Raw genomic sequence first — 19,781 nt, forward strand, 5'->3', positions numbered from 1 at the left:
AAGCGAGTAAGGTTATGCTGAACAAATCTGCCTGGCGCAATGCGCTCTATCTTCTGCCTGCCGTACTGGTCTATGCGGTGTTTTTACTCCTGCCGCTGCTGGCCTCGCTCGGCATCAGTTTCACCGAGTGGGATGGCACCTCCTTGCCGATTTTCACCGGTATCAGCAACTACGTGCGCATGTTCCAGGATCCGGTTTTCTGGGTGGCGCTCGGTAACAACGCGCTGCTGATGTTGTTTTACACCTTACTGCCGATTGGCGTCGGTCTGCTGTTGTGCAGCTTCCTGTATGAAACGCGCAACGGCAAAGAGCGCAGCGTATTGCGTATTCTGTTTTTCCTGCCTTACATCATGCCGATGGCGGTATTGGGCGTGGTGTGGCGCTGGCTGTATAACCCCGCGTTTGGTCCTATCGATCAGTTCCTGCGCGCGATTGGCTTGCCGCAGTTGGCTCTGTCGTGGCTGGGGGATTTCACCTGGGCGTTACCGGCCGTGGGTTTTGTCGCCACCTGGTATTTCTTTGGATTCTGTCTGGTGCTGTTTATGGCTGGATTACAGCGCATGGATCCCTCGCTATTAGAAGCCGCCGATTTGGATGGTTCTTCACGGCGTCAGAAGTTTATGCGTATCACGCTGCCCTCACTGCGCCCGGAACTGCGCATTGCGCTGCTGCTGACGGTGATTGCCAGCCTGAAGGCCTTCGATCTGGTGTATGTGATGACGCAAGGTGGGCCGGGCACCTCGACCATGGTGACCAACATCTTTATGTATAAGCAGGGCTTTGATCTGCACTACTTTGGCTACGCGTCTGCGGTTGCCGTGTTCAGTATGTTGATTGTGCTGATGATCAACGCCTGTATTCATTTTGCTATTCGGGAGCGTCACTGATGCGCGGTACGCCTGTTGTCTCACGCGCACTGATTTGGATTGTCGCGCTGATGACCATCCTGCCATTTTTAATGGCGCTGATGACTTCGTTCAAAACGCAGATGGAGCTGTTTCAGGGCGTGTTCACGCTGCCTTCATCGCTGAACTTTAAAAATTACGTGACGGCCTGGCAGCAGGGGCACTTCAACGTCTACTTTATGAACTCGGTGCTGGTAGTGATTCCGGTGGTAATCAGCAGCATTTTGCTAGGGATTCTGGCGGGATTTGGTTTTGCCTGGCTGAAAATCCCTGGTAAGAAGGTGATAGCGGCGATGCTGGGTCTGGGCATGGTGCTACCGAGCGAGGCTTTCATTATCCCGCTCTACCACGAACTGCGCTGGATGGGGCTGACGAACACGTATCTGGCGCTGATCCTGCCACAAATTGCCTTATCACTGCCGTTTAGCACGTTGATGATTGCCACTGCACTGCAGCAGGTGCCACGCGAACTGGTGGAAGCGTCAGTGATGGACGGCGCATCCCGGCGCAAAATCCTGTGGGGCATTCTGGTGCCCGCCATCTGGCCCACGCTATCAACGCTGGCGCTGCTGCTGTTTATCTGGACGTGGAATGAGTTCCTGATTCCGCTGATTCTGGTCAACAAGGATGAACTGCGCACTTTGCCAATCGGCATGATGTTTTTCCAGAACAAAAACACCATTGATATTCCAGTGCTAATGGCGGGCGCGATGATTGTGATCATGCCGCTGGTGGCGGTGTTTCTGGTGTTCCAGCGCAAGTTTATCAGCGGAGTGACGGAAGGGGCGGTGAAGTAGGGGTGCGCCAGAGCACGACTCTGTGAGCACCTGCAACTGCGAACATTACAGGCCGTGGCCATTGGGGCGCCCGAGTTGATAGCGGGCGCATCCGTTAAGCCTATTTACAGCGCTGCTGCGATCGCCGCACCCAACTCTTCCGTTGAGGCGCTGCCGCCGAGGTCGCGCGTCAGGTTAGAACCGGCGGCCAGGGTGCGCTCAATGGCATCCAGCACGGCGGCACCCGCTTCGGCGTAACCGAGGTGCTCCAGCATCATCGCACCACACCAGATCTGTCCAATCGGGTTTGCCACGCCTTTGCCCGCGATATCCGGCGCTGAGCCATGCACCGGCTCAAACAGGCTCGGGAATTTCCCTTCCGGGTTGATGTTCGCGGAGGGCGCAATACCGATGGTGCCGGTACAGGCCGGGCCGAGATCCGACAGAATGTCGCCAAACAGGTTGCTGGCCACCACCACATCAAACCAGTCCGGATGCAGCACGAAGTTCGCGGTCAGAATATCGATATGATACTTATCGACTTTCACTTCCGGATAGCTCTGTGCCATGGCTTCAACGCGGCTGTCCCAATACGGCATGGTGATAGCAATGCCATTGGATTTGGTGGCAGAGGTCAGGTGCTTTTTCGGACGCTTCTGCGCTAACTCGTAGGCAAACTTCAGGATGCGATCGACGCCGACGCGCGTCATCACCGTCTCCTGAATCACCACTTCGCGGTCGGTGCCAGGGAACATGGTGCCGCCGACGGACGAGTACTCGCCCTCGGTATTTTCACGCACCACGTAGAAATCGATATCGCCGGGCTGACGATTGGCCAGCGGCGCTTTGACGCCCGGCATCAGGCGAACCGGACGCAGGTTGACGTATTGATCAAATTCGCGGCGGAACTGCAGCAGCGATCCCCACAGCGACACGTGATCCGGTACCACATCCGGCCAGCCCACCGCGCCAAAATAGATGGCATCAAACTGGCTGAGGGTGGCGAACCAGTCATCCGGCAACATCTTGCCGTGCTCTTGCCAGTATTCAGCGCTGGCGAAGTCAAACCATTGCCACTCCAGAGAAATATCGAATTTCTTTGCCGCTGCATCCATTACACGGATGCCCTCAGGCATCACTTCTTTGCCAATGCCATCGCCAGGGATGACGGCGATTTTGTAGGTTTTGCCGCTCATAGGGTTCTCACAGGTTGCTGTTGATGTTCTGAACGCAGTATAACCATGCATCACCGGGAAATAATTAGCCTGAGCGGCAAGCCAATGTTGAATAAAAGTAGAGAATCGCGCACTTCGACTGATGATCTGGCCTTCTTTGTGCGCGTCGCCGCGCTGGAGAGTTTAACCGCTGCGGCGCGTGAGCTGGGGTTGTCGCTGCCCGCCGTCAGCAAACGTCTCAGCCACCTTGAACAGCGTCTGGGGGTGCAACTGCTTAAACGCACCACGCGGCGGCTGGAGCTCACCGCTGAAGGAAAACGCTATCTGGAAGGGGCTCGCCCTTTGCTCGATCAACTGGCGGAGCTGGAGGAGTCGGTCAGCAGCCAGGCGGCGGTGCTGCGTGGCAGCCTGAACATCAACGCCTCGTTTGGATTTGGACGCCGCCATGTTGCCCCTTGCGTGTCGCGCTTTGCGGCGCTGCATCCTGAAGTCTCGTTATCACTACAGCTCAGCAGCCAGCCACTGAATTTCATCGATTCACACATCGACATTGATATCCGCATAGGCGAACCGCCCGATGCGCGACTCATCGCGCGCAAGTTACGCACCAATCCACGCGTGCTATGCTGCGCCCCGATTTATGCGCAACGTCACGGCCTGCCTGACAGTATTGTGGCGCTGGCGCAGCACAACTGTATTTTGCTACGCCAGTACGAAAGCGATTTCGCATTGTGGCGATTGAGTGATGGCCAGCAGCAGGTGACGCAAAAAGTGCAGGGCAGCCTGATCACCAACGATGGTGAAGTGGCGATGCAGTTAGCGATGGATGGGCACGGCATTTTGTTGCGATCCTGGTGGGATGCCCAGCACATGATTGAGCGTGGCGATCTGCTGCATATACTGCCAGCGTGGAGCAGCGTGGACGGGGATATTTTTGCGGTGTGGCGGCCGCAGCGTCAGTTACCTGCCCGCATTAGCGCCTTTGTGGATTTTTTGCAATCCGCCTTGTAACTATTAAGTTATTTTTGATTATTTATAATCATAATTGACTGTTTGTGAGCATGATCAAACAAATCATTGGCTGATTAGCCTATAAATTGCCCTGCTTATGCGTGAATTCATTCTGTTTTGAGTGAAATGAATCAATAAGCATAAACAGGGTTGCCGTTGTGCACAGACACTAAAATAACAAAACAGGCAACCTCATTAACGGCAAGCGTGAAGCCCAGCGCAGGCCACGACCCTACGTTATCAATGAGGCTAAAATGAAACAGTTTTCTGCAGAAGGGATGATGATTATTGTCGGGATCGTCATCGCGTATATTCTGTTTACCACCTGGCTGACCTGGCGCCTGCGCAGTAAAAACAGCGGCGACTTTATGGCGGGATCCAACGTGATGCCGGCTTTTGTTGTGGGTGTGATGTTAATGTCTGAGTACATTGGCGCAAAATCGACCATTGGTACCGCCCAGGCGGCGTTTGAAGGTGGGTTTGCCGCATCCTGGTCGGTGATTGGTGCCGCGATTGGCTTCCCGCTGTTTGGATTCCTGCTGGTTAAGCGTATTTATAACACCGGAAAAATCACCATTTCGGGTGCGATTGCTGAACGTTACGGCAACTCAACCAAGAACATCATTTCCCTCATCATGATCTATGCGCTGCTGCTGGTGAACGTGGGGAACTATGTGAGCGGCGCAGCGGCGATCTCGACCGTGTTGAACCTCGATCTCACCACGGCGGCCGTGATCACCGCAATCGTCAGTACCTTCTACTTTATGTTCGGTGGCATGAAGGGCATTGCCTGGGTCACGCTGCTGCACAGCGGACTGAAATATATCGGTATCCTGATCATTCTCGGCGTCGCACTGCATATGACCGGCGGCGTTAGCCCGATGATCAAAGAGATGCCGCATTTCTACTGGACGTGGGACGGTAATATCGGGGCCAGCACCATATTTGCCTGGATGATTGGCACCATCGGTTCGATTTTCTGCACCCAGTTTGTCATTCAGGCCATTGCTTCCACCAAAAGTGCCGCATCCGCTAAGCGTGCAACCTGGGTTGCCTTCTTCTTTTGCATGCCGATTGCGATTGCCATTGCGTTGATTGGCGTGGCGGCGAAGTACCTGCATCCGGATATCAAAAGCCTGTATGCACTGCCGGTGTTTCTGCAGGATATGAGCCCATGGCTGGCGGGGATTGTGACCACCTCGCTGGTGGCCTCCATCTTCGTCAGTGTCAGTACTGTGGCGCTGGCGATTGCCTCGCTGGTGGTTAAAGATTTCTATGTACCGTATCGCAACCCAACGCCAGAACGTGAATTCCGTATGACGCGCTGGCTGTCGCTGCTGATTGGTTTCCTGCCGTTAATCCTGGTGCTGTTCGTCCCCGAGGTGCTGAAGCTCTCCTTCTTCACCCGCGCGATTCGTCTGTCGATCTCGGTGGTGGCGATTATTGCCTTCTACCTGCCGTTCTATAAAAGTACCCGAGGGGCGAATGCCGGTCTGATTGGGGCCTGCGTGGTGACCACCGTCTGGTATCTGCTCGGTGATCCGTTCGGCATCAACAATATGTACGTGGCGTTGATTACGCCTGCAGTGATCATGGTGATTGATCGCCTGATCCCTTCGGTACAAACGCACGACAAAAAAGCACCAAAATCTTCAATGCAAAACAGTGGAGCCTGATATGACCGAATCAACGATTACCGTCGAACGTAACGGTAACCTTCATCCGCACGCGCAGGATGCGCAGCAGCTCACGGCGATGCTGCCTTCGGTCTGTCCGCAGAATCATGCCGCTAATCTGCTGCCGCTGCCCAACGGTGATCTGCTGTGTGTCTGGTTTGGTGGTACGCAGGAAGGGATTGCCGATATCTCCGTGTGGTGCTCGCGCCTGGAACAAGGCGGCAGCCAGTGGAGTGAGGCGCAGAAACTTTCTGATGATTCGACGCGCTCTGAGCAGAACCCGGTGCTGTTCCTCGATCCTGACCAGATATTGTGGCTGTTATGGACAGCGCAGAAGTCCGGTAATCAGGACACGGCGATTGTGCGCTATCGCCAGTCACGTGATTTTGGCCGCAGCTGGAGCGCCATCGACACGCTGCTCGATCAACCCGGCACCTTTATTCGCCAGCCGATTACGGTGTTACCGAATGGCAACTGGCTGTTGCCGGTGTTCTATTGCCGCACTCAGCCGGGCGTAAAATGGGTCGGTAATGATGACATTAGCGCGGTAAAAATCTCCAGCGATAAAGGCAAAAGCTGGCGCGATGTGGCGGTGCCGGATAGCCTCGGCTGCGTGCACATGAACATTACTTTATTGCAGGATGGCAGTTTACTGGCGCTGTATCGCAGTCGTTGGGCAGACTTTATCTACCAAAGTCGTTCTGTAGACGGTGGTGAAAGCTGGAGTGCGCCGGCGGCGACGGAACTGCCGAACAACAACTCCTCAATTCAGGTGACCACGCTGAACAACGGCCATCTGGCGCTGGTGTTCAACGCCATGAGTGCCAAAGATGCCAGCGAGCGTCGCCTGTCGCTGTATGACGAAATCGAAGATGAGGATGAGGATGACGATGTGGCGGTGGCCGCTGAACCGGTGGTGCATAGCGGACGTACCGCGTTCTGGGGCGCACCGCGTGCACCGATGACGCTGGCCATCTCCCCGGATGGCGGCCAAAGCTGGCCGTGGCAGCGTCATCTCGATGAAGGCGACGGCTACTGCATGACCAACAATTCGCAGCAGAAGCTCAACCGCGAGTTCTCCTATCCCAGCATCAAGCAAAGTGAGGACGGCGCACTGCATATCGCCTACACCTATTTCCGTCAGGCGATTAAGTACGTCCGCGTTAACGAAGCGTGGGTGAGGGGCGAAAAATGAGTCGACACGCGCTGGTCACGGGTGTCAGTTCAGGTATTGGCGCGGCGATTGCCGATCATCTGCTGGCGCAGGGCTGGCAGGTGACGGGGTTCAGTCGCACGCTGGTCAAGAAAGATCATCCGGGCTTTACCTCGGTGAGCGTGGATCTGTTCGATGCCAGTTTGCTGAAGCAGGCGCTGGCCGCTTTGCCAAAGGTGGATGCGCTGGTGCATGCCGCAGGCATGAGGGCGGCAGCGCTGCTCGGCGATCTCGATGAGGAGCAGAGCGCGCGCCTGTGGTATCTGCATGTGCAGGTGGCGCAGATCATGGCGAACGCGTTGCAGCCGCAGATGACGCAGGGCGATCGTATTTTGCTGATCGGCAGTCGCACCTCACGCGGCGCCGCTCATCGCAGCCAGTATGTCAGCACCAAAGCGGCAATGGTTGGGATGGCGCGCAGTTGGGCGGCTGAATTAGCGCCGCAGGGGATCACCGTGAATGTGATCGCGCCCGGTGCCACTAAAACGCCCATGTTGCTGCAACCTGGCCGTGCCAGTTCACCACCCAAGCTGCCGCCCATTGGGCGCTACATCAAGCCGGAGGAAGTGGCGGCGCTGGCGGGTTTTGTGCTGTCCCCCGCTGCTGATGCAATAACCGGGCAGGAATTGGTTATCTGCGGTGGAGCGTCGTTGTAGATAGCGATTCGTGTTGTTATCCGCAGCTGATGCAATCACCGGGCAAGAGTGAATGATTTACGGTAGAGCGTCATTGTAGATGGCGGTCAATATGCTCCCCCTCATCCGTCTTCCCTGAATCCCGTCCGGGGTTCAGGGAGTGTTGGGACGAGAGCGGGTGGGCTAAAGGAAGCACATGAACCCTTTTTAACCTATCTCCCTCGCAATGCCGTGACATCCACCTGCCAGACATTCAGTTTGTTATACAGCGCGGTACGTGAAATCCCCAGTTGCTGTGCTGACTGGCGCAGGTTGCCTTTCTGCTCACTCACCACCTGCAATACATGCTGACGCTCATTTTCCTGCAATGATGTTAAAACGCTGGATTGTGGCGGCGAGACGCGCTGCGTCATCTCTTCCGGCAAATCCGGCTTGCCAATCTCTAGCCCTTCACACAAATTCACCATGCGTTCGACCAGGTTCTCCAGTTCACGCACGTTGCCCGGCCAGTGCCACGTCTGCAAGCAGTGCATGGCTTCAGACGACACCTGCGGCGCGATACGTTTCAAGCGGGTACAGAGCGCCTGAATAAACGTATTCACCAGACCTGGAATATCTTCCTGACGTTCTCGCAACGGCGGAATGGCTAATGAAATCACGTTAAGACGGTAATACAGGTCGCGGCGAAAGGCGCCTTTTTCCACCGCATCCAGCAGATTACAGTGGGTGGCGGCAATGATGCGCACATTGACCTTAAGCGGATGCGCGGCGCCAATACGCACCACTTCACTCTCTTGTAATACGCGGAGCAGGCTGGTTTGCGCCTCCAGCGGCATTTCGCCAATTTCATCCAGAAACAGCGTGCCGCCATCCGCCAGCTCGAATTTTCCCGCGGAGCCGCCGCGCCGGGAACCGGTGAATGCGCCATCGACATAACCAAACAGTTCGCTCTGCACCAGGTCACGCGGCAGGGCGCCGCAGTTGAGGGCGATAAAGGGTTCCTGATGTCGTGGGCTGGCGTTATGGATCGCCTGCGCGAACAACTCCTTGCCGGTGCCGCTTTCACCGCTTAACAGCACGGTGCTATCTGTGCGGCTGCTGGCGCGTGCCTTCTGAATGGCTTGCTGCACGCGCGGAGCGTGGCCGCGGATCATCTCAAAGGTATAACTGGCGCTGACGCCCATTACCTGCCGCGTAATCGCCCGGATGCGCTGGTTCTCGCGCAGAGACAGCACACGTCCACCATCGGGTGCCGGCATCAATGAAATCAGACAGGAGAGGGGCTGCACGCCGTCCGGGATAAACTGCAACTCACGGTCATTACAGAATGGCATGGTCAGCAGCGATCCTCCCTGGGGTTGCAGTAACACATCAATCGGCCCGGCTTGAGGATCGAGACCACTAAAGATCTGCCGCGCATAGCGGTTTAACGTTTTGATCCGTCCGTGGCGATCGCAGACGATCACGCCCTCATTCAGGGTTTCCAGGATCGACTGTTGTTCTGCCAGCAAACTGCGCAACATTAATTGTTGTCCCACCGCTTCTGCAGCGGCCTGTACCGTGCCGAGCGTGTGGGCATTGAAATTATCCGGCGTGGCAGTGAGCGTGAGCACGCCGAGCAGTTGGCCGCTGGCATCTCGAATCGGCGCGGCTGCGCACTGGTAGTGGCGCTTACGCAGATCGATCTTCCAGTTTTCACCGCTTAACACATACACCAGCCGTTGCTCAATCAGGCAACGTGCCGTGCAGTTGGTGCCGAGCACCTCTTCGCTCAGGATGCTACCAATCGGCGTCAAATCAGCGCCGCAAAAATGCAGCGTGACACCTTGCGCGTCGGTGAGGTTGATATGGCCATCCGGGTTATAGGCCAGCAGGTTTTCCATTACGTTACGCGCCACCGCAATCAGCTCGGCATTGTGCGCCAGGATGGCCTTCAGCTCATCCGCAGGAGGCGAAGTGTAGATGAAGGTGTGTGGATCGATGGCGCGCTGCTGCGATCGCTGCCATGACTGCAAAATACTGCGCCGCATCCAGCCCGGTTGTTCCCCCCGGACAAAGCTGTGCCAGCCCTGCCAGAGCAAGGTATCCCATTCGCCCGCTTCAGCCCCTTCCGGCAGGCTGAAAATCGGGTCGCTTTCATCTTTAAACGGCAAACGTTCGCTGGCGCGCATCAGAGGCTCCTGGTCAATCTGGAATGTCCATTTTATTGACATGTGAAGTTGACATGTAAAGTTTATGACCAATTCAAAACGCAACGCAGTGTGGTTCCTCACATAAATTGCCCCTTTTTAGTTGGCATCTGGATTGCAATGAAATGCCTATCTCACCTGTCTCGAACGGACATATCCAAAACAGTAAGGAATGATTTATGACATTTCATCTTCAACCGGTACGTGTTGGTCTGATTGGCGCAGGGCGAATGGGCAGCTTCCACGCCGAGAATCTGGCATATCGCGTCCCCGGCGCCACGCTGGCAGCCGTCGCCGATCCGCAGCCCGGTGCAGCGGAAAAGCTCGCCAGCAAGCTGGGTGTCGCGAAAGCCTATAGCGATTTGCATGCGCTGCTACTCGATCCTGAAATTGATGCGATTGCCATTGCGGCGCCCGCTCGCACCCATGCCGAGTGGGTGATTGCCGCTGCGAATGCCGGTAAGCACGTATTTTGTGAGAAGCCAATGGCGGTCACGCTGGAGGAAGCTGACCGCGCGATTGCCGCCGCCAAAAGCGCAGGCGTAGTGTTGCAGGTGGGCTTTAATCGCCGTTTCGATACGGGTTTTGCGGCGGCGATTGCGGCAGTGAAGGCAGGCGAGAACGGTATTACGCAATTGAGCCGTTCTGTAACGCGCGATCCGGCGCTGCACGATCCGTCGCGCATCCCGCAGTGGACCATTTATCTCGAAACGCTGATCCACGATTTTGACACCCTGCTGCATTTCAACCACGGGGCGAAGCCGGTGGAAGTGTATGCCATCGCCGATGCGCTGGTGCGGCCGGACTTCAAAGATAAAGGCTTACTGGATACTTCGGTGGTGACCATTCGCTTTGATAACGGAGCGATTGCCATCGCAGAGGCCAACTTCCAGGCGGTGTACGGCTACGACGTGCGCGGCGAAGTGTTTGGCAGTAAGGGGATGTTGCAGGCGGGCCATATCACCTCTTCTAACTGTGTGCGCTACAGCGCCAGCGGCATCAGCATGGAGACCTCGCGCATGGATTCGGATCTGCTGCGCGATGCCTATGTGGCGGAGATGATCGAATTTGCCCGCTGTATCCGCACCGGCGAAACACCGCGTGCCACCGGCGAAGACGCGCGCAATGCACTGGAGATTGCGCTGGCCTGTATTGAATCGGTCACCCACAACCTGCCTGTCAAAGTAGGAGCGCGCTAATGGCTGCTTATCAACTCTCGGTTTGTGCCGAAATGGTGTTCCTTGATCTGCCATTTGTTGAGCGTGTGAAACGCATTCACGCGCTGGGGTTTGGCGTTGAAATCTGGGGATGGGCCAATAAAGACATTGATGCGTTGGTGGCGACCGGTGCGCGATTCACCTCCATGACCGGTTATCTCACTGGCAATCTCACCGATGATGACGAGATCCAGCAGCTCTTGCAGAGTGCCGAAGCCTCGCTGGCGGTGGCTGAACGGCTTAACTGCCCTGGATTAAATTTGCACGGCACCGGGCTGGATGACAAAGGCTTGCCGGTTAAACCCGTGGAAGTGGTGACCGGTGCGATGTGGCTGAAAGCGGTCGATACCTTGCGCAAAGTGGCGCAACTGGGCGAGCGCGCCGGGCGCGTGTTCACCCTCGAAAACCTCAACCTGCCGGTCAATCACCCCGGCACCCCGTTCGCGCTGGCCGCCGATACCCTGGCGCTGGTGGAAGCGGTCAACAGCCCGGCGCTAAAGATGAATCTCGACCTTTACCATGCGCAGATTGGCGAGGGCAATTTGATTGAGCTGATTCGCCGCAGCGGTTCCGCCATTGGCGAAGTTCAGGTGGCGGATGTACCGGGTCGCCAGCAGCCGGGCACCGGCGAGATCAACTATCGCGCCATCGCGCGTGCACTGCAGGAAGTGGGTTACAGCGGTACGGTGGCGATGGAGGGCTGGGCCAGCGGTGACAGCACCGCCGCGCTAGAGCAGTTCCGCGATCACTTCACGATTTAAGCGTTTTACCGCCGGGTATTTGCCTGTTGCCCGGCGTCATAACAATAAAACCTCAACCTACAGGAATCACCTCATGAACATCCGAAACATCGTGCTTTGTCTGTGCTCGCTGCTGCTGAGTTTGAGCGTCAGTGCGAAAACCTTCACCGTCGGCGTTGCGCTGGCCAACTTCGACCTTAACTTTGTCTCGATTCTGCGTACGCAGATGCAGGCAGAGCTAAAAGCCAATCAGCTCAACGGCCAGTTCGTGGATGCCAAAGGAGATGTGGCACTGCAAGTACAGCAGGTTGATGATTTTATTAACCAGGGCGTGGACGCCATCATCCTTAATCCCGTCGATACGCAGGGCGTGTTGCCGATGATCACCGCCGCGAAAAACGCCAATATCCCGCTGATTTTCGTCAATCGTAAGCCAGAAGTGAAACTGCCGGGCGACATGGCTTATGTGGGTTCTGACTCTGCATTGGGCGGGGAAATGCAGATGGAAGCGTTAGCGAAGAAGATGAATTACAAAGGTAATGTGGCGATTCTGATGGGCGCACTGTCCAATGAAGAGGCGCGCGAGCGCACCCGTGCGGTCGAAGCGGTGATCGCCAAATATAAAGACATGAAAGTGATTGAGAAGCAGACCGCCAAGTGGCAGCGCAATGAAGCCGTGGATGTGGTATCGAGTTGGTTGCTGAACCAGCGTCCGATCGATGCGATTGCCGCTAACAATGATGAAATGGCGATTGGTGCCATCATGGCGCTCAGTCAGGCGAAAAATGAAAAAATTCTGGTCGCGGGAATCGATGGCACGCCTGATGGACAGCAGTTTGTGAAGAACGGCAAGATGACACTGACCATTTTCCAGGACGCTAAAGGTCAGGCAACCGGTGCAGTACAGGTGACGAAGGCACTGCTGGATAAACAGAAAGTGCAGGAGTACAACTGGGTGCCGTATCAGACCATCACTCCGGAAAACTACGCGCAGTTTGCTGCTAAGTAAGTTGAGCGTGACGGCACAGGCGCATGACATTGCGCCTGTGCCGCCCGGGAAATCATCGCATTCAAGTGAACCTGCTCACATCCTTCTCTTTCAATTATTCACGGTCCTAAACTTTCCCATTAACGCGCCGATAATTTCACCACTCAGTCTGAGCATTTTGCCCTGACGTTTGGGCATCTTAATCAACCTCTGGTGTGGAAAATTGCCATGATCGCAACGCCCTTGTCAGGCCCGGATGCCGCGCCGGTGGAGATGGTTTCGCTGCGACGTATTGCACAGCGCGCAGATAGCCTTGCGGTGATCCTCAACTGGGGATTGTGGCCGATTGCACTCGGCGTTGGGTGGATGAATGACAGTTTAACCGTAGCGCTGATTGCTGGCCTTGCGTTGGCACTGCTGTCGACCTTCTTTGGCACCGTCCTGCGCGGCACGCTGACTTCAAGGTTGGTGCTCTCAGCCCTGTTGATCGGCTGGGCAGGTTTACTGATTCAACTCGGCGGTGGTGAAACCGAATATCACTTCTCGGTATTTGTGTTGATGTCGGTGCTGCTGGCGTGGCGCGACATCCGTCCACTGATCATGGGCGCGGCGGCAGCGGCCACGCATCACATTCTGTTTAATTATCTGCAGGAAAACGATCTTTTCGGCGTGGTGGTGTTCCATCATCCGGGCTGGGACATGGTGGTGTTTCATGCCCTGTTTGTGGTGGCGCAGACCGCCATCTTGCTGGTGATTGCGCGTCAGATGGCCGCCGATGCACGTTCCGCGAGTGAAGTCGCGGAGCTAGCCTCACGGATCAATCAGCAGGCCGGGTATCTGACGCTGAATGCGGATAGCCAGCAGAGTGAAAGCCCGTTCGCCCGCACCTTCAGTACCACGTTGGGCACCATGCATGGCACGCTTCATCAGGTGAGTCTCGGCGTGAGCGCCTTGTTGACGGAGTCTGAAAGTATATTGCAACGCAACGCTGAACTGTCGACCCGCACCGATGAACAGGCGCAGGCACTGGAAGTCGCGGCCAGTGCGATGACGGAAATCAGCATTGCTGCCAGCTTAACGCGTGACAAAGCACAGAGTGCAAGCGAACTCGCGCGGGATGCACGTGCGGTGGCCACGCACGGAGAGGAAAATATACAGTCGGCGATGAGCTCAATGGCGAAAATCAGCGAAGAGTCACAGCGGGTGAAAGTGATTTTAGCATTGATCGACGGCATCGCTTTCCAGACCAATATTCTTTCTCTGAATGCTTCAGTAGAAGCGGCGCGCGCCGGCAGTCAGGGGCGTGGTTTTGCCGTGGTGGCAAGCGAAGTGCGCAATCTGGCGATGCGCAGCGAGAATGCTGCGCGCGAAATTCGCCAACTGATGGATGCCAGCAGCCTGAGCACCGAACATGGCACCGTGCAGATTGAACATGCTGCACAGACCATGCGTGATATTCACAGCAGCATCAGCGGATTGTCACAGCTGGTCACCGAGTTGTCTGAGATGAGTGAACAGCAGAATTTGAGCATCGAGCAGATTCAGCAGAGCATCAACAGCATCGATCACAGCGTGCATCACAACGTTCAGCACGTGGCGGAAACCTTGCAAGTGGCGCATCAGCAGCAACAGCAGGCGAATCGGTTGCAGCAGGCGATTGCGCTATTCAGACTGGATTGATCGGCGAGACGAGCAAATCTCGACCTCTCTGGCTGGCAGGGCGCACCGATTGAAGTGCGCCCCTGTTGGCAGATTAAGCCACACCCTTGACCAGTAACACGCGATAGTTCGCGCCTTTGACCCGATGGGCTTTCGCTTCCTGATACGCCGGGCTGTGGTACCAGGCTTTTGCTGCATCAATATCCGCAAATTCCAGCACCACTACGCCTTCCGCCTCACGGCCTTCCAGCACTTCAAGATCGCCATAAAATGCCAGCGGCGTGATCTGATGATCGCCGCGTGCCTCACCGGCTTTCTGCGCGTAGGTCGCCAGCTCATCTTTATCCAGCGTTTCGTCTTTAATCATCACCACATAAGCGGCCATTACTGCTCTCCTCGCGCCTGACGTTTGTCTTCGGTGTTGGTATCGAAATCAGAGGCATCGTGGCGTTCCAGCAGTTGTTCCTGTGGTTCGGCACCAAATGCCTTATTCACTTTGCGACCCCGAATCACCGCTGGACGCTCAGCGATCTCTTTAGCCCAGCGCACCACGTTTTTGTACGACTGCACATCAAGGAACTCGCCGCCGCCATAGATGTTGTTCAGCACCAGGTTGCCGTACCACGGCCAGGTGGCGATATCGGCGATGGTGTATTCCTCACCGGCGAGGAAACGGTTATTGGCGAGCTGACGATCCAGCACATCCAGCTGACGCTTGGCTTCCAGCGTGAAGCGGTTGACGGCGTACTCGATTTTTTCTGGTGCGTAGAAATAGAAGTGACCATAGCCGCCGCCAAGGTAAGGCGCAGAGCCCTGCAGCCAGAACAACCAGTTCAGGGTTTCGGTGCGGCCTGCAATATCCGCCGGGATGAAGTGACCAAATTTCTCGGCCAGATACAGCAGAATGTTGCCTGATTCGAACACGCGCAGCGGTGGCGTGACTGAGTGGTCACTCAGTGCCGGAATTTTGGAGTTCGGGTTCACGTCAACGAAACCGCTGGAGAACTGATCGCCATCACCGATGCGAATCAGCCAGGCATCGTATTCGGCTTCTTTTGCCCCGACGGCCAGCAACTCTTCCAGCAGGATGGTGACCTTCTGGCCGTTTGGCGTCCCCAGTGAATAGAGCTGCAGCGGATGTTTGCCCACCGGCAGGGTCTTCTCATGCGTCGGCCCGGCGAACGGACGGTTGGTTTTTGCGCCGTTACCTTTGGCTTCCGGGTCCCAGGTCCAGACTTTCGCGGGCTGATACTGATTTTCCGACATAATGATTTCGCCTTGTTGTGATTGCGTTTTTTGCTGCTACTGAGTGTAGCAGCGACAGATGAAGGCGATTTAACCGCGCTGGCGGTGAGATGCAAAGTGTGATTATGCGAAGTTCTCTTGCGTAAACAGCATAAAGTCGACTTTGCCGGACTGGTAGGTGTCAGGCTGTTCACCCTCTTCGAGATGTTTTAGCAATAAGGTCAGCGCCAGCTGAGCATGGCGCAGGGTGTTTTGATCGAGTGTTAGCGTCAGCACGCGCTTCTCAAAAAGCTGGCGCGTGGTGGCATAAAGTTCATGCGTCACGTACACCACTTTGCCGCCGAGTCGATGGCGCGCCAGCGCTTCGTGAATCTGCGTATTGCCGAGGCCGGTGTTGTAGAGTCCGACGATATTTTGCGATCCGGCCAGGGTTTTCTCCAGCAGGCGGCTAATGCGATCGCGTTCATCCTGCCCGGCCAAAACTTCCCGTAACCTGAGCTGCGGAAAACGCTCCGCCAGCACGGTTTGAAAACCTTCAATGCGCTGACGATGCGCCGAATAGTCGGCGCGGCCACTCACCAGCACCACATCGCCCGGTGCTTTGATCATACTGCCCAGCATCAATCCGGCGGTGCGTCCGGCTTTGTATTGATCGATGCCGACATGACACAGGCGTGCCGCATTGGGCAGGTCCGTCACCATGGTGATCACCGGTACGCCGCGTGCCTGACACGCCGCTAAGGCATCATAAATCAACGGATTTTCATGGGCGAAAACGATCAGCGCATCCATCTTTTTACTGCTGGCCGCAATGTGTGCCGCCAGCTTCTCGGGGGCGTTTTCCGGGATCAGCGTGCGATGCAGGCGCAGGCGACGATAGCCCAGCTCATCAGCCAGTCGGGCAAAGTCCTGTGCCAGCTGCTGGAAGAAGAACGAGCCGTTGCCGCTGAGCAGCACTTCGATCTGCCAGCTATGGCGATGCTCCTCTGGCAAAATACGCTTCAAACCCGCATCCCGCGCCGCCTGCAGAATTTTTTTTGTCATCGCCGGGGACACACCACCGCGATCGTTGAGTACCCGATCAACCGTGGCCACGCCGACTCCGACTTGCTTTGCCAGCTCCGCCAGCGTCAGTGCTTTCATCTGAGGTAATTCCATCAAAAACCGCGTTCAGATAGCCTGCCAGAAAGCGCTATTTTGACAACATCGGCTATTCCGAAGTGTGAACAAAAGGAGCGTTAAAATGCGGACTCCGCAACGTTTTGCCTTGATTGGCAGTGGATTTATCGGCCAGGTGCACGCTGCCAACCTGGCGGCGCATCCTGGCGTTGAGCTGGCGCTGGTGTGTGACATTGATGCGTCACGTGCCGAAGCGGTGGCACAGCGTTATGGCGCAAAAGCGGCCAGCGTGCAGCAGGCGCTGAGCAGTGATGGGATCGACGCGGTGCTGATCGCCAGCGCTACGCCAACCCATGCCGAACTGCTGGAGCAGGCAGTGCTGGCGGGCAAAGCGGTGTACTGCGAGAAACCGATCGACCTGTCGTTGCAGCGCGCGCGGGAAGTCGTGGAAAAAATCTCACCGGTGCAGGTTCCCGTTACCGTCGGCTTTAACCGTCGTTTTGACCAGAGTCATCAGCAACTTAAATCCCAGCTGAAACAGGGGCTGATTGGCCGTACCGAGCTGATTCAGATGGTGTGCCGCGCGTCAGAACTGCCGCCGATCAGTTATCTGCAAGCTTCTGGCGGCCAAATGCGCGATCAGGCGATCCACTTTTTTGATCTGCTGCGCTGGCTGACAGAAGATGAAGTCAGCACCGTTGGCGCACTCGGTGCCGCACTGGCGATGCCGGAGATCCGTGATTTTGATGTCGATACTTCGGTGCTGATCATGCGCATGCAGCAGGGCGCGCTGGCGCAATTGGATAACACGCGCCGCACGGCTTACGGCTACGACGAACGCATCAGCGTGATGGGCAGTGAAGGGATGCTGGCTTCAGAGAGCCAGTCAGCGCGGGGTGCCACCCTTTATCAGGGTAAAGGCATCACTCAGCCCGGCTTGTATGCAGACTGGTTTAGTCGGGTGAAAGAGACCTACTACACCCATCTGGATGCGTTTGTACGCCACATCGGCGGAGAGAAAATCGAAGGGCTGCCGGGATTGATCGACGGTCTGCGCGCGCAGGCGATTGCCGAGGCGGCACAGTTATCGCTGACGCGAGGTGAATTTACAGAAGTGGAGTGGGTAGCCATTTGATGGCAGGGCGCGGCACACTGGCCGCGCCTTCAACTTTATTTCAGCAGCTCACGCTCAATTAATTCACGTGTTTCCACCGCTTGATATTTCATCTTCTCAGGATAGCCAAACAGCGCCGCCGAGATAATCGACTCTCCCCCGACTTTATAGGTGCGGTTGGCGAAATCCATCTCGCGCAGCGCTTCAAACAGCGCATCGAAGTTCACTTCCCCTTCACCCACCGCCACGTGCTGGTGGATGGTGGCATCGACACCCGGGGGGTTGACGATATAGCGGCAGTGCTTGGTGTGGTTCATGGTATCGGCAATCAGCATATGCGACAGATCGTCGCCCGCGTAGTGCAGCATGTTTTTCACATCACCCACGCCTTTGTCGTAATAGAAGGTATGAGGCGCGCTGTAGATGTATTTAACGTTGTCGCTGCGGAACGATTTCACGATATCCGCCGTTTCGTTGCTTTGTTCGCAGAAATCCCACGGATGTGCCTGAATTTCGACGCGGATACCTTCACGTTCGATAATCGGTAATAACTCATCCATCGAGCGATAGAACATCTCTTCACAAATCTCCGGCTCGTTCGGATTGCCTGAGAGTTCGGTATTGATCACCTGCACGCCCATCTCGACGGCGATCTCGATCATGCGTTTCCAGTTCTTCACCGCCGCCTGACGACGCAACTCGTCCGGGCCTGACCAGCGATAAACCGTGATAAACGATGAGATTTCCACGCCAGTGGCATTCAGCGCATTTTTGTATTCGCGCATGATTTCCCTGCTGGCTTTCGGGTGTTTATAAAACGGATTGATCTGTGGATGGGGCGATTGTTCGATGTACTTGTAACCCCATTCGGCCACCTGATGCACCATGCGCGTGATGCCCATTTCTCTGATGACATCTACATCAAAAGCGATTTTCATATTGTTCTCCTGATCGTTAAGCGGTGCGCTCTTCATTAAACACCACACCGATCTGCTTCCTGACTTCATCCATGGCGTGCAGCGTGGCCAGTGAGGTGGCCAGCGGACGGACAGGCGAATCAAGCAGCCCCTGGTGGATACACCAGGCGGTATGTTCGATTTCATGACAGAGCTGAATATAGCGATTAGTCGGTTCTTCCCAGCGCAGCGTATGGCGGCCATCGCTGGAAGTGAGACGGAAATTGCCCGGCGCATAGAACTGGCCGTCCAGATAAAGCGTGGCATCACGACCGGCGATCACGGCAGTGCCCGGTGTGTTGCTGAACAGCGTGGTGTTGAGCACTGAGTGCATGCCGTTGCCGTGGGTCAGCAGCATTGATGTTTGCCCATTCACACCGCCAGGTGCAGGCTGGCCTTGCGCCACAATGCTGTCGGGTGCGCCGCCGACCAGCACGCTGAAGCCGATCAAATAGCTGCCGAGATCCAGCATCGGCCCGCCCGCCAGATCGAGATTGAAAATGCGGTGATCCTGGGTGAAATATTCACCATGATCGGCGATCAATGTATGAACATCTCCTAACGCGCCATCGGCCAGCAATTGACGGATCACATCGTATTTCGGCGCATAATCACTCCACATCGCTTCTACGCACAAGCGTTGTTGTTTGTGCGCTTCCTGCTGTAACTGCAACGCCTGCTGTGCATTGAGCGCCAGCGGCTTTTCAATCAGCACATGCTTGCCCGCTTGCAGCGTGCGCAGCCCATCAGGAAAGTGATGATTGTGCGGTGTGGCTATATACACCACATCAATGTCCTGGCGGCTCAGCAGTGCGTCAAGGCCTTCAACGGCGTGCGGGATATCCCATTTGCTGGCAAAAGCTTGTGCTTTCGCCAGACTGCGTGACGATACGGCCACCAGCTGTTGCTGAGTATGATGACGCAACGCATTGGCAAAGTGGTCGGCGATCCAGCCGGGTCCAACAATGCCCCAGCGCAGCGCGGGGATCTGGTTTTCAAGGGGACGGCGAGGTGCAGGTAGGGTCTGAGGGAACATATCATCTCCGTTATTATTGAGTCGTTCATGTGCCGGGAGCCGATAAGGCAGATCGCTTTCACTATAGAAAGGCGCGACCGCCGCCTCTATGGATTTACTGATGCAAATCCATCAGCCCTCACCTCTG

Annotated in this window: 18 protein-coding genes; 11 read left to right on the forward strand and 7 right to left on the reverse strand. The window is 56.0% G+C overall.

Annotated features, from left to right (window positions below):
- Nucleotides 1-14: 14 nt before the first annotated feature.
- Entirely contained in the window at nucleotides 15-887 is an 873-nt protein-coding gene (locus RT340_RS00680; RefSeq protein WP_038643559.1) for a carbohydrate ABC transporter permease, read from the forward strand.
- Complete coding sequence (locus tag RT340_RS00685; protein ID WP_313373462.1) at nucleotides 887-1,702, forward strand: carbohydrate ABC transporter permease; 816 nt, start codon at nucleotides 887-889, stop codon at nucleotides 1,700-1,702. Before RT340_RS00680 ends, RT340_RS00685 begins: the two co-directional genes overlap by 1 nt.
- 104 nt (nucleotides 1,703-1,806) lie before the next feature.
- On the opposite strand, the gene RT340_RS00690 is transcribed toward RT340_RS00685, so the two are convergent.
- The gene (locus RT340_RS00690) at nucleotides 1,807-2,877 is read right to left on the reverse strand and encodes a tartrate dehydrogenase (protein WP_097118991.1); all 1,071 of its coding nucleotides are present in this window, start codon (nucleotides 2,875-2,877) and stop codon (nucleotides 1,807-1,809) included.
- 84 nt (nucleotides 2,878-2,961) lie between these two features.
- Between RT340_RS00690 and RT340_RS00695 the strand changes: the two genes are divergently transcribed.
- From RT340_RS00695 to RT340_RS00710, 4 genes are all read left to right on the forward strand, one after another.
- Complete coding sequence (locus RT340_RS00695) at nucleotides 2,962-3,867, forward strand: LysR family transcriptional regulator (protein ID WP_160834340.1); 906 nt, start codon at nucleotides 2,962-2,964, stop codon at nucleotides 3,865-3,867.
- A 254-nt stretch (nucleotides 3,868-4,121) separates the two neighbouring features.
- Nucleotides 4,122-5,543 (forward strand): sodium:solute symporter family protein, encoded by a 1,422-nt coding sequence (locus RT340_RS00700; protein ID WP_097118993.1) that lies wholly within the window; start codon nucleotides 4,122-4,124, stop codon nucleotides 5,541-5,543.
- 1 nt (nucleotide 5,544) lies between these two features.
- Nucleotides 5,545-6,738 carry an exo-alpha-sialidase gene (locus RT340_RS00705; RefSeq protein ID WP_313373467.1) on the forward strand — a complete coding sequence of 398 codons (1,194 nt, stop codon included), beginning with the start codon at nucleotides 5,545-5,547 and terminating at the stop codon, nucleotides 6,736-6,738.
- On the forward strand, nucleotides 6,735-7,412 hold the full coding sequence (locus tag RT340_RS00710) for an SDR family oxidoreductase (RefSeq protein WP_313373469.1): 678 nt from the start codon (nucleotides 6,735-6,737) through the stop codon (nucleotides 7,410-7,412). The genes RT340_RS00705 and RT340_RS00710 overlap by 4 nt, the downstream gene beginning before the upstream one ends.
- A gap of 191 nt (nucleotides 7,413-7,603) precedes the next feature.
- On the opposite strand, the gene RT340_RS00715 is transcribed toward RT340_RS00710, so the two are convergent.
- Nucleotides 7,604-9,562: a sigma-54-dependent Fis family transcriptional regulator gene (locus tag RT340_RS00715; RefSeq protein WP_176505789.1), complete on the reverse strand. Its 1,959-nt coding sequence runs from the start codon at nucleotides 9,560-9,562 to the stop codon at nucleotides 7,604-7,606.
- 197 nt (nucleotides 9,563-9,759) lie between these two features.
- On the opposite strand from RT340_RS00715, the gene RT340_RS00720 reads away from it, so the two are divergent.
- From RT340_RS00720 to RT340_RS00735, 4 genes are all read left to right on the forward strand, one after another.
- Entirely contained in the window at nucleotides 9,760-10,779 is a 1,020-nt protein-coding gene (locus RT340_RS00720) for a Gfo/Idh/MocA family oxidoreductase (RefSeq protein ID WP_097118995.1), read from the forward strand.
- Nucleotides 10,779-11,558 (forward strand): TIM barrel protein, encoded by a 780-nt coding sequence (locus RT340_RS00725; protein ID WP_160834338.1) that lies wholly within the window; start codon nucleotides 10,779-10,781, stop codon nucleotides 11,556-11,558. Before RT340_RS00720 ends, RT340_RS00725 begins: the two co-directional genes overlap by 1 nt.
- Nucleotides 11,559-11,631: 73 nt before the next feature.
- Nucleotides 11,632-12,546, forward strand: coding sequence for a substrate-binding domain-containing protein (locus RT340_RS00730; RefSeq protein WP_034826747.1), 915 nt, complete (start codon nucleotides 11,632-11,634; stop codon nucleotides 12,544-12,546).
- Nucleotides 12,547-12,753: 207 nt separating this feature from the next.
- Nucleotides 12,754-14,205 (forward strand): methyl-accepting chemotaxis protein, encoded by a 1,452-nt coding sequence (locus RT340_RS00735; RefSeq protein ID WP_160834337.1) that lies wholly within the window; start codon nucleotides 12,754-12,756, stop codon nucleotides 14,203-14,205.
- A 73-nt stretch (nucleotides 14,206-14,278) separates the two neighbouring features.
- Here RT340_RS00735 and RT340_RS00740 read toward each other — a convergent pair whose 3' ends face one another.
- From RT340_RS00740 to RT340_RS00750, 3 genes are all read right to left on the reverse strand, one after another.
- Complete coding sequence (locus RT340_RS00740; protein WP_034826742.1) at nucleotides 14,279-14,569, reverse strand: DUF1330 domain-containing protein; 291 nt, start codon at nucleotides 14,567-14,569, stop codon at nucleotides 14,279-14,281.
- Nucleotides 14,569-15,450, reverse strand: a complete 882-nt coding sequence (gene yghU, locus RT340_RS00745) for a glutathione-dependent disulfide-bond oxidoreductase (RefSeq protein ID WP_313373474.1) — start codon at nucleotides 15,448-15,450, stop codon at nucleotides 14,569-14,571. The genes RT340_RS00740 and yghU overlap by 1 nt, the downstream gene beginning before the upstream one ends.
- Nucleotides 15,451-15,552: 102 nt before the next feature.
- Nucleotides 15,553-16,572 carry a LacI family DNA-binding transcriptional regulator gene (locus RT340_RS00750; RefSeq protein WP_160834335.1) on the reverse strand — a complete coding sequence of 340 codons (1,020 nt, stop codon included), beginning with the start codon at nucleotides 16,570-16,572 and terminating at the stop codon, nucleotides 15,553-15,555.
- Nucleotides 16,573-16,672: 100 nt separating this feature from the next.
- Here RT340_RS00750 and RT340_RS00755 point away from each other — a divergent pair, with 100 nt between their 5' ends.
- Nucleotides 16,673-17,683, forward strand: coding sequence for a Gfo/Idh/MocA family oxidoreductase (locus RT340_RS00755; protein WP_313373475.1), 1,011 nt, complete (start codon nucleotides 16,673-16,675; stop codon nucleotides 17,681-17,683).
- Between the two features lie 35 nt (nucleotides 17,684-17,718).
- On the opposite strand, the gene RT340_RS00760 is transcribed toward RT340_RS00755, so the two are convergent.
- Both RT340_RS00760 and RT340_RS00765 read right to left on the reverse strand, forming a co-directional pair.
- Nucleotides 17,719-18,600, reverse strand: a complete 882-nt coding sequence (locus RT340_RS00760) for a sugar phosphate isomerase/epimerase family protein (RefSeq protein ID WP_034827178.1) — start codon at nucleotides 18,598-18,600, stop codon at nucleotides 17,719-17,721.
- 16 nt (nucleotides 18,601-18,616) lie between these two features.
- Nucleotides 18,617-19,654, reverse strand: a complete 1,038-nt coding sequence (locus RT340_RS00765; protein WP_211729101.1) for a Gfo/Idh/MocA family protein — start codon at nucleotides 19,652-19,654, stop codon at nucleotides 18,617-18,619.
- Nucleotides 19,655-19,781 lie beyond the last annotated feature (127 nt).

This window comes from Pantoea sp. CTOTU50773, assembly GCF_032082325.1.
GTDB classification, from domain to species: domain Bacteria; phylum Pseudomonadota; class Gammaproteobacteria; order Enterobacterales; family Enterobacteriaceae; genus Pantoea; species Pantoea communis.